This window comes from Salinibacter sp., from assembly GCF_036626415.1.
In the GTDB taxonomy this organism is placed as follows: domain Bacteria; phylum Bacteroidota; class Rhodothermia; order Rhodothermales; family Salinibacteraceae; genus Salinibacter.
The window spans coordinates 1-10,530 of the sequence record NZ_JAZKRW010000104.1; the positions used below are offsets into that span (position 1 = coordinate 1).

7 protein-coding genes are annotated in these 10,530 nt (G+C 66.5%); 6 read left to right on the forward strand and 1 reads right to left on the reverse strand.

Annotated features, from left to right (window positions below; all coding sequences use genetic code 11):
- Nucleotides 1-2,352 (reverse strand): heavy metal translocating P-type ATPase (locus V5A20_RS10870; protein ID WP_332327328.1); only part of this gene is annotated, 2,352 nt, incomplete at its 3' end.
- Between the two features lie 292 nt (nt 2,353-2,644).
- On the opposite strand from V5A20_RS10870, the gene V5A20_RS10875 reads away from it, so the two are divergent.
- The 6 genes from V5A20_RS10875 to V5A20_RS10900 form a co-directional block, all read left to right on the forward strand.
- The gene (locus tag V5A20_RS10875; RefSeq protein ID WP_332327329.1) at nt 2,645-6,187 is read left to right on the forward strand and encodes a chemotaxis protein CheB; all 3,543 of its coding nucleotides are present in this window, start codon (nt 2,645-2,647) and stop codon (nt 6,185-6,187) included.
- 187 nt (nt 6,188-6,374) lie between these two features.
- Entirely contained in the window at nt 6,375-7,187 is an 813-nt protein-coding gene (locus V5A20_RS10880) for an undecaprenyl-diphosphate phosphatase (protein WP_332327330.1), read from the forward strand.
- A gap of 91 nt (nt 7,188-7,278) precedes the next feature.
- Nucleotides 7,279-8,607, forward strand: coding sequence for an MFS transporter (locus V5A20_RS10885; protein ID WP_332327331.1), 1,329 nt, complete (start codon nt 7,279-7,281; stop codon nt 8,605-8,607).
- 64 nt (nt 8,608-8,671) lie between these two features.
- Nucleotides 8,672-8,968: a nucleotidyltransferase family protein gene (locus V5A20_RS10890; protein WP_332327332.1), complete on the forward strand. Its 297-nt coding sequence runs from the start codon at nt 8,672-8,674 to the stop codon at nt 8,966-8,968.
- Nucleotides 8,965-9,309, forward strand: a complete 345-nt coding sequence (locus V5A20_RS10895; RefSeq protein ID WP_332327333.1) for a HepT-like ribonuclease domain-containing protein — start codon at nt 8,965-8,967, stop codon at nt 9,307-9,309. The genes V5A20_RS10890 and V5A20_RS10895 overlap by 4 nt, the downstream gene beginning before the upstream one ends.
- 302 nt (nt 9,310-9,611) lie before the next feature.
- The coding region (locus V5A20_RS10900) for an RNA-guided endonuclease InsQ/TnpB family protein (protein ID WP_332327334.1) at nt 9,612-10,530 on the forward strand (919 nt) is incomplete at its 3' end.

Genomic DNA, 10,530 nt, shown 5'->3' on the forward strand with positions numbered 1-10,530 from the left:
GGGCAGGGGGCGGGCGGAGTTGCCGACGACGCCGAGGCTGCTGGCGGCCATGGCGAGGGCGGCGAAGAGGGGATTGATGAGGCCGACCAGGGCGAGCGGAATGGCCACGGCGTTGTAGAGGAAGGCCCACGCCAGGTTCTGTCGGATGCGGCGCCGGGCGGCCTGGGCCAGGGAGAACACCATCGGGACGTGGTTCAGGTCGCCGCGCAGGATCACCACGTCGGCGGAGTCGGCGGCCAGAGCCGTGGGGCCGAAGGCAATGCCCACGTCGGCCTCGGCAAGGGCTGGGGCGTCGTTGCTGCCGTCCCCGATCATGGCGACGGTCCCGGCGTCGCGCAGGCCGCGGACGAGGTCGGACTTCTCGGCGGGCTGCACCTCGGCGATTACGCGGTCGATGGCGTCGTGGGTGCGGAGCGGGCGGGCCGCCGCGGCGCTGTCTCCAGTGATCACCACGACCTCGCGCTCACGGCCCCGGAGCGCCGCCATGACGTCGAGGCCCTCGTCCCGCAGGGTGTCGCCCACCACGATGAGGCCCTGCACCGCGCCGTCCCACCCCACGGCGACGGGCACCTGCGCGTTTTGCTGGGCCGCCTCCGCCCGCTCGGCCAGCCGATCGCCCATGTCTAGTCCTTCGGCGGCGAGCCACTCCGGGTGTCCCACGCGGACGTGATCGCCCTGGACGCGCCCCTCCACACCCCGCGGACGGCTGCGCACGTCGGTGGCCGTGATGGGGGCGCCGTCGCCGGCAGGAACGCCGTCGCCGGCAGGACCCGTGTCCCCGTTCTCCACGATGGCGCGGGCGACCGGGTGGGCGGCGTGTTGCTCCACCGCGCGGGCGCGCTGCCACGTCGTCGCGTCGGCGACGGCGTCGACCACCTGCATGGCGCCGGTCGTGAGGGTGCCGGTCTTGTCCACCGCCAACGTGTCCACGTCCGGCGCCGTCTCGAAGAGCGACACGTCGCGGATGACGATGCCGCGCTCCAGGGCCGTGCGCAGCCCCGAGGCCACGGCGAGGGGCGTGGCGAGGCCGAGCGCGCAGGGGCACGACACGATCAGGACCGACAGCCCCGTGAGCAGGGCCGCGGTGGCGGAGGCCCCGCTCATCCACTGCCAGCCGAACGCAACGGCCGCCAGCACCAGCACGAGCGGCACGAACACCGCCGCGATGCGGTCGGCCACGCGCTGGGCCCCGGGCTGGCTCGACTGAATGTTCCACATGAGGTGGACGAGGCGGTCGAGCGTGCTTTCGGCGGCCGCGCCCACCTCGATGGTCAGGGCATTATTGGTCACCACCGCGCCCCCAATCACGTCGTCGCCCTCCGTGCGCGTGACCGGCAGCGACTCGCCCGTCATCAGCGACTCGTCCACCGCCGCGCGCCCCTCCACCACGGCACCGTCCACTGGGATGCGCTCCCCCGCCCGCACCAGCACACGGTCGCCCGGGGCGAGGTCGTCGACGGCCACCGTCTCCGTCTCGTCCCCCGCGAGCCGACGCGCCTCGTCCACCTGCTCGCGGGTGAGGGCGCTCAGCAGGTCGGTGGCGCGGCGCTTCACCTGGTCCTCGTAGTAGTGGCCGAGCGACACCGCCAGGATGATGACGACCGTGACGTCGAAATAGACGTCCGTCTGCCCCATGAGCACGGCGCCGGCGCTGTAGAGGTAGGCGCTTACGGCGGCCAGGCCCACGAGCAGGTCCATGTTCGGCTGAAGCACGCGCAGGCTCACGGCGGCGCCCCGCAGCGTGGGCCAGCCGGTGACGAGGAGGACGAAGGTGGTGAAGGCCCACACGTTTGCCAGGACATAGGTGCCGCCCTTGGAGCTAAGGCTGACGAGCCCCTCGCCCCCAAGGTGGACGGGGTAGAGAAGGACGATGTACACGGCCATCACCATCATCCCGAAGAAGCCGCCGAAGATGAGGCGCGCGGCGGTGTTCTGGTCGGCGGTCTCGTCCGCCGGCGCCTCCAGGTGCGCCTCGTAGCCGGCCTGGCTCAGAAGGGCCGGCAGGTCCGACTCGTGGTGCCGGGACGGGTCGTACGCCACCTTTGCCATGTCGGAGGCGTAGCTCGCCTCCGCCTCGTGGATGCCGTCCGTCGACGCGGCGACCGTTTCGATGAAGTCCTCGCAGCTGGTGCAGTGCATGCCGCGGACGTGGAGGAAGGCGGTCTCCGTCTCGGCCCCGTGTGCTTCGTGGCCATGATCGTGGCCGTGGTTGTGGTGGCAGCAGCCCTCGTGCCCCGCCTCGTCGGCGACGCGGTGCGCCTTCAGGCAGCCCGAGCAGCAGAACACGCCGTCCACGTCCTCGGCCGTGACGGGGGCGTCGGTGGGGGCGTCGCAGTAGGTGCAGGCAGGCATGGGGCAGGACGTAGGGTGAACAGCTTGACCGTGTGTACAACGCCAGCGGCCCCCTCTCGATTCCCCCGCGCCATGAGAGGAATCGTGGGAACCTGGACCCGTTGCCTGTAGATCAACGAGGGCAAGTCGGGCCGCTCAACATTCCCTCTCGGTCCTGGTAAGAGAAAGCTCCACATTGGGTTGCCACTTTTTTCATATTCCTGGCCCCGGCGTTCCGCGGCGACAGCCACCAACCACTCGCCCCATGAGTTCTTTGTCCCCCGAAGAGGCCCCGCCGTCTCCGTCTCTCTCCGTGCCCACTGCAGTCGACGGGGGGGCGGACTTCCCCGTGGTGGGCATTGGCGCGTCGGCCGGGGGCGTCGAGGCGCTTCGCCGCTTCTTCCGGCACCTGCCGGACGAGGTGGGCATGGCCTTCGTGGTGGTGCTGCACCTCTCCCCCGACCACGAGAGCAACCTCACCGAGATCCTCCAGCACGAGACGGAGCTGCCGGTGCAGGCCGCCACGGACGAGTGCCCCCTGGAGCCCGACCACGTCTACGTCATCCCGCCCCAGCATGAGATGCGGGTGGACGAGGCGACGCTGCAGCTCTCGGCCCGCTCCTTAGACCACCGCCCCGACACCATCGACGCCCTTTTAGGGTCCCTGGCCGAGGACTATCAGAGCCAGGCCATCGGCATCATTCTGTCGGGCACCGGGGCAGACGGCACCCTCGGCCTCCGCTCCGTGAAGACGTACGGGGGCATCGCCATGGTCCAAGAGCCGGCCGACGCCGAGCACGAAGAGATGCCCCGCAGCGCGCTGGACGCGGGAGTCATCGACCTCGTGGCCCCCGCCGACGAACTCGCGGAGCGCCTGGTGGCGTACTGGCAGAACGCCCGCACCATTCAGCTTCCCGACTCCGAGGAGGCCCTCCCGCCCGACGAGCAAACCACCCTCCAGAAGATCTTCACGGAGCTGCAGGCCCACACCGGCCACGACTTCAGCCACTACAAGCGGTCGTCCGTGCTACGGCGGCTCGAACGGCGGCTTCAGGTCACCGATGTGGATACCCTCGGTGCCTATCTCCAGGTTCTTCAGGATCAGCCCGGAGAGGCCCGGGCCCTTTATAAGGAACTGCTCATCAGCGTCACGCGGTTTTTCCGGACGCCGGAGGCCTTTGAGACGCTGGAGGACACCGTCATCCCGTCGCTGTTCGAGGGCAAGGCGCCCGACGAGGAGGTGCGGGTGTGGGTGGCCGGGTGTGCCACGGGGGAGGAGGCCTACTCCCTCGCCATGCTGCTGCACGAGCACGCCCACACGCTGGGCGCCCCGCCCGAGCTTCAGGTCTTTGCCACCGACGTCGATCCCGAGGGGCTCGCCACGGCCCGGACGGGCATCTATCCGCCGACCATCGAGGCCGACGTGTCGGAGCCCCGCCTGGATCGGTTTTTTCGACACGAGGACGACCAGTACCGCGTGACCCCGTCACTGCGCAACTCGGTGGTCTTTGCCGAGCACAACCTGATTGAAGACCCGCCCTTTTCGAACCTGGACCTGGTGTGCTGCCGAAACCTGCTCATTTATCTCGACCAGGAGATGCAAGAGCATGTCTTCCGGCTCTTTCACTATGCCCTGAACGACGACGGCGTTCTGTTCCTCGGGCCGTCGGAGGCGATCGGGCCGGCCCAGTCGCTCTTTTCGGTGGTCGACGAGACGCGGAGCATTTTGAGGAGAACGGCGGGGTCCGCCGACGACCGGCGCATGCCCCTCTTCCCCCCGTCGGAGACGACGGTGGATCCGACTCCGCAGCCCACGACCTCGGCGAGCGCGGTGCAGGACCTGGCGGGCCTCCATGAGCGCCTGCTGCGGACGCAGGTGGCCAGCATCATCGTCGACGAGAGCCATGAGATTGTCCACCTCACGGAGCGAGCCGGGGCGTTCCTGCGGCACGAGGACGGGACGCCCACCCACAATCTCCTGGACAAGGTGGCCCCGTCGCTGCGGCTGGAGCTGCGCAGCGCCCTGTATCAGGCGTTTCAGAAGGGCGAGACGACCGAGCGGACCCTCTCGATGTCTGGCTCGGCCGGCGCCCCCGGACCGGTTCGCGTGCAGGTGGATCCCGTTGACGATCCCGACCGGGGCCGCTCCCTCGCGCAGGTGCGCTTCGAGGAGGTCGACGGGCCTTCGCCGGCCCCGACGGAGGCGGCGTCGGATCAGGGGCCGGAGGCCGAACCGACGACGCGGGAGTGGGACCTCGAGGAGGAACTGGAGGAGGAACTGGAGGACACGAAGGAGCAGCTCCAAGTGACGACCGAAAAGTACGAGACGGTCACCGAGGAGATGGAGACGGCCAACGAGGAGCTGATGTCGATGAACGAGGAGCTGCAGGCCAGGAACGAGGAGCTCCAGACCAGCAAGGAGCAGCTGCAGTCCGTTAACGAGGAGCTGACGACCACCAACCAGCAGCTCAACGCCAAGGTGAAGGCGCTAGACCGGGCCAAAAACGACCTCCAGAACCTGATGGAGGCGACGGAGGTGGCCACCTTGTTTCTGGATCAAAACCTGAAAATTCGACGCTACACTCCCCCCATCACGCACGTCTACGGCCTCCGGGATTCGGACATCGGGCGCCCAATCACCGACTTCACGCCGAAGATTGCGTACGATGGACTCGTGGACGACGCCCGGCGTGTGCTCGACGACCAGGCCCCGGTGGAGCGCGAGGTGGAGGGCGAGGGCCGAACGTGGTACCTGATGCGGCTCCGCCCGTACCACTCCGCGGGGGAAGATGTGGACGGGGTGGTGGTGACCTTCGTGGACATTACGGCGCAGAAGCACGCCGCGGAGACGCTCCGAGAAGAGCGCGATCTCGTGTCGGCCCTCATCGACACCGCCGGCGCCCTGATCGTGGTGCTGGACGCCGACGGGACCATCGTGCGCTTTAACACCGCGTGCGAGGAGGAGATGGGCTACGCGGCCGCGACGGCGGAGGGGGAGGACCTGCGCGACCTCCTGGTGGCCCCCACCGATCAGGACGCGGTCACCACGCACCTGGAGGCCCTTCGCGAGGGCACCACAGAGCGGGTGGACGTAGAGATGGAGTGGATCACCGAGGGCGGCCAATTCCGCATCATCCGAGGGTCCATCACCGCCCTGGCGCGGCCCGACGGAACGGTGCGCCACTTCATCGTGACCGGCACCGACGTCACCGAACACCGCGAGCTCGAGCGTGAGATCGTTGAGATTAGCGACCGGGAGCGCCACCGCATCGGGGCGGACCTGCACGACGTGATCAGCTCTGGGCTGACCAACGTGACGATGCGGGCGGAGACCCTTGCCCACAAGCTCGAAGAAGAAGGAACTGCGGTGGAGGCGAAGGACCTCCGGGCCATTTCAGAGAAGACCAAAGAGGCCGCCGACCAGATCCGGTCCCTCTCCCACACGCTCGTCCCCCAGGCGCTCCGAGACGGTCAGCTGGCGGGGGCCCTCGCCGAGCTGGCGGAGGACGAGGAGGGCTTCTCGGGGCTCACGTGTGACTTCGTGGGCGACGAGACCGAGACGCGCCCCGACGACGAGACCGCCGCGATGAACCTCTACCGCATCGCCCGGGAGGCGGTGGCCAACGCCCGAGAGCACGCCGATCCGACCCGCATTGCGATCGATCTGCGACGGGAGGACCCGGGTCTCGTCCTCGCCGTCCGCGACGACGGGGAGGGGTGGGACGAGGACGACCCGCCCGACGGCGGGCTGGGCCTCCACCTCATGCGCTACCGGGCCAACCTCATCGGCGCCTCGCTCGCCCTCACCACCCGCGACGGGGAGACGGTGGTGGAGTGCCGCCTGCCGCTCTCGTAAGCCCATCTAGGGCACGCAGTCGTGGTACGCTGGGGCCAGATCCGTTCCTCTTTGTCTGCCGAAGGAGAGGGAAGAGGGCCGTCAACCTCATCCTGGTTTCACGCCGCGGACTTGGGCCTCCCCCTCGGACCTTTGTAGGTTGGCGTCGCGCTGGTCCCATTTCTCCTCCCGATCCCCATTCGCCACGATGACCTGGTGGGAAGCCTTGCTCCTCGGCCTCATCCAGGGCCTCACCGAGTTCATCCCCGTTTCTTCCTCCGGCCACCTCGTGCTGGGGCAGTACCTGCTGGGGCTCGACGGGGAGGCCGCGGACGTGACGTTCGAGGTGTTCGTCCACTTCGGCACCGTGCTCAGCATTCTGACGGTGTACTGGGACGAGGTGGCGGAACTGCTGGGGGAGGCCTGGGCGGGGCTGCGGGCGCCACGCGCCGTTCCCACGCGGTTCGCCGAGAACGACACCTTCCGCCTCGGGGTCTTCATTCTCGTCACGCTCGTGCCCACCGGCGCGGCGTACGTGCTCTTTCGAGAGCCGCTGGAGCAAGCGTTTGACAGCCCGTACCTCACGAGTGCCATGCTGTTGGTGACGGGCCTGCTCCTCCTGCTCACGCGGATTGGCCCGCGGCCGGATGGGGCTCTGAGTGGTCTCAAGGCGGTCGTCGTGGGCGTGGCGCAGTCGTTTGCCATGATTCCGGGCATCTCCCGGTCGGGCGCCACGATCTGTACGGCGCTCTACCAAAACGTGCAGCCGGAGCGGGCGGCCAACTTTTCGTTTCTGATGCTGCTGCCGGTGGTCCTCGGGGCCACCCTTCTCAAGAGCCTGGAGCTTGCGGAGCAGGGCCTCGGGACGGCGGGGGTGCCGCTCTTGTTGGGGACCGTGGCGGCGTACGGGTCCGGCATCGGGGCCATCTACGTGGTGCTCGACGTGGTGCGGCGGGGCAATCTACAGTACTTTGCGTACTATTGCTTCCTGGTCGGCGGGCTCGGGCTCTGGCTGTTGTAGCGTGGGGAAGAGGGAAGGGGGAAGAGGGGAGGGTGAAGAGGGGAGGGTGTGGGCGAGGGCGTTTCGCTGTTGTGTCGGTAGGGTTTGAGGTATGGCGTCTTCGAACGTGTCGTCCGTGCTCGTGGAGCGGAGTCCGGTCTACTACGGGTGGGTGGTGCTCTCCGTCGCGACGCTCGGGATGGCGGCCACGCTGCCGGGGCAGACGGCGGGCATCTCGCTCTTCATCGACGCGTTCATTGAGGACCTGGGGCTGTCCCGGTCGGTCGTCTCGTGGCTCTACACCGTGGCGACGGTGCTCGGGTCGCTCGGCCTGCCGCTTGCGGGGCGGCTCCTGGACCGCTACGGGCCGCGGCGGGTGGCCGTCGTCCTGATCGCCCTGCTGGCGGCGAGCTGTGCCGGAATGAGTTGGGTGAGCAGCTGGGTGGGCGTCTTCGTGGGCTTCGTGTGCCTGCGCGGCTTCGGGCAGGGGGCACTCGGCCTCGTCAACAACCACGCGGTGAACCTGTGGTTTGAGCGGCGGCGCGGGCTGGCGGTGGGCGTGCTGGGGCTGGGCATGGCGGGGGCGACGGCCCTTTTTCCGCCCCTCATGGAAATGGGCCTGCAGGCCTACGGCTGGCAGACGACGTACCTGATCATGGGCGGCCTACTCGCCGCGATCATGCTGCCGCTCGGGGGGCTGCTGTACCGCGACGCGCCGGAGCGCTACGGCCTCTCGCCCGATCTGGGGACGGCCTCCGAGGGGAACGAAGTGCTGTCGGAGGGCGAGGAGGCAGAGACGGCGACGATGTCAGGGGTGCGGCCCGAGGCGGCCTATCGCACGTGGACGTTCTGGCTCTTCACCGGGGCGGGCGTGTGCACGGCCGGCTTCGGAACCGGCCTCCTCTTCCACCACTTCTCGATTCTGGAGGAGGTGGGCGTGGCGCGCGGCCGGGCTGCGCAGTTCTTCGTCCCGCTCGGGGTGGTGACGGCGATCTTCAATGTGGGGACGGGCTGGCTCGTGGACCGCTATCCGCCGCGCCTCCTGCTCGCGGGGCAACTGACGCTCTTCGGGGCGATGATGGGCCTGCTTCCCGCAGTAAACACGACCGTGGAGGTCTGGGCGTACGGCGGGGTCTTTGGGGTGGCGCAGGGGATGCAGCAGGCGCTTCTCGGCAGCGCGTACGCCCACTACTTTGGCCGCGCGTACCACGGCACCATCCGCGGCCTGGCAAACACGGTGTTTATTGGCGGCACGGCCATCGGCCCGGCGGTGCTGGCCTTGGGGCCGGACGTTCTGGGCGGCTTCGCGCCGATCTTGTGGATCTGTACGCCGATTCCGCTTGTGCTGGCCCTCGCGGCGCTCGTAGGGTGGGCGGCGGACTGGGACGCAGCCGTGGTGACTGGGAGTGCGGGAGATCGGTGGAATGGGGGAGAGAACTGAACCTGTCTCTCGGGTGTCGAGTTGTTCTAAATAAAGCCGGGTCTCTTCCTCTACGCAGAGTGCCATGCCCACGCTCGATGACATTCGGGCCCAGCTCCGGGCAGAGCTTCCCACGCTCCGCGAGCGCTACAACGTGGACCGTCTCGGCATCTGCGGGTCGTACGTGCGGGGCGAGCAGACGAATGATAGCGATCTCGATTTGCTCGTGACGTTCACTGAGACGCCCGGTCTTATCGAATTTGTTGGTCTTGAGCACTACCTGGAAGACGCTTTGGGGCTGCCTGTCGATCTGGGAACACCGGGCGGATTGAAAGAAGGACCGGCGGCGGAGAATATCCGCCGGGAGGTGGAGTACCTGTGAGTCGACGCGATCGGCAGTATCTGCAAGACATTCTGGACGCGATGGAGGCCGCCGAGTCGTTCGTCGAGAACGTATCCTTCGAGGAGTTGGAGGACGACCAGCGGACGCAGTTTGCTCTCCAGCGAGCCTTTGAGATCATCGGGGAGGCGACGAAACAGCTCAGTGAGGAGGTCCGGGATCAATACCCAAGCATACCATGGCGGGACATCGCGGGGATGCGAGACAAGCTCATCCACGAATATTTTGCGGTCAACCTGGAGATTGTCTGGAAGACGGTCCACAAGGACTTTCCCAGGGTAAGACCAAAGATCCAGCAGATCCTGGTGGAGTTATCCGAATAGGAGATATTAGAAATTAGAGTATTGAGGATGCGCGAAGGAGCAGTAAACCCTCCGGATTTATCCGGGGGATGTGGACCTGTCGGTCCGTGACTCCTTCGCAGTGAGAATGCGAGTTCAAAACGAGTATTCTCACCCGGAACTCTTCCGGGGGTTATTCTCTTGCACACAATAGTTTTGAAGGCGGACGTGGAACTCCGCAAACAAGGCGTTGTGAGTATTGACGCCCTCGCGTTTCTGGCAGCCGGGTCGCCTTGTACCCAGTTCCACCTGCCGGAAGCTGCGAGGGCTTTTATTTTTTCGGTATGTACTTGACTCGCAAATTCCATATTGAGGGCACCCAGCAGCTTGAGCGGCTCTCCCGCGCCTCCGCGGATCTGTGGAACAACATCTGCAAGTGGTACTGGCGAACTGTAGATCGACAAGACCACTGGCTCAGTAAGACGGCGATGCGCCGGTGGCACTGCAAAGGCCACGACGAACTGCCCTCTCAGACAGCCCAGGAAGTCGCAGAGCAGTTCTACGAAGCGGTTGGGTCGTGGCATAATAATGACCGAAAAGGCGATCCTCCGAAGCGTTGTGACAAGACCTACAACGTACTCCGGTGGACCTACCAGGGCGTCACGCTTCGAGATGACGGTGTGCTTCGTCTCTCCACAAAACGCGGTGAAGACTCGATTCTGATCGACTGGCCCGTCGACCAAGAGCCCCGTACAGTAGAGATCGGAAAGCGTCCCGGTGGATTTGTTGTCCGGGCTCAGTACGACATAGAACCCGTAGATCGAACTACCGGAAGTGAAGTGGCTGGGATTGACCTCGGCGAGAAACATCTCGCTGCTATTTTCACGGGCGACGATGCGTTTACGATCAACGGCGGAGAGCTTCGCGCCCTTCGCCACTACCAGAACCAGCTGAAGGCAAAGCTCGATGCGAAGATCGACCGCAAAGAGCCTGGCTCGAACCGCTGGAAGAAACTCGTCCAGTCGAAAAACAAGCAACTGGGTCACATCGACAACAAGATCACGGACCTTCTTCACAAACTGAGTCGGAAGGTCGTGGAGATGCTCCTTGAGCGACGTGTCTCTGCGATCGCTATCGGCGATGTTCGCGGTATCCGTGATCGGATTGACTACGGCAGCCAGATGAACCAACGGCTGCACCAGTGGGCTTATGGCGAGTTTGCTCGGATGATCGAGTATAAAGCCAAGCTCGCCGGGATCACTG

Excerpts from the sequence above, each read along its gene's own strand:
- V5A20_RS10880 (WP_332327330.1), top strand. The coding sequence starts at position 6,375 with ATGACCTGGTGGGAAGCCTTGCTCCTCGGCCTCATCCAGGGCCTCACC.
- V5A20_RS10885 (WP_332327331.1), top strand. The coding sequence starts at position 7,279 with ATGGCGTCTTCGAACGTGTCGTCCGTGCTCGTGGAGCGGAGTCCGGTC.
- V5A20_RS10890 (WP_332327332.1), top strand. The coding sequence starts at position 8,672 with ATGCCCACGCTCGATGACATTCGGGCCCAGCTCCGGGCAGAGCTTCCC.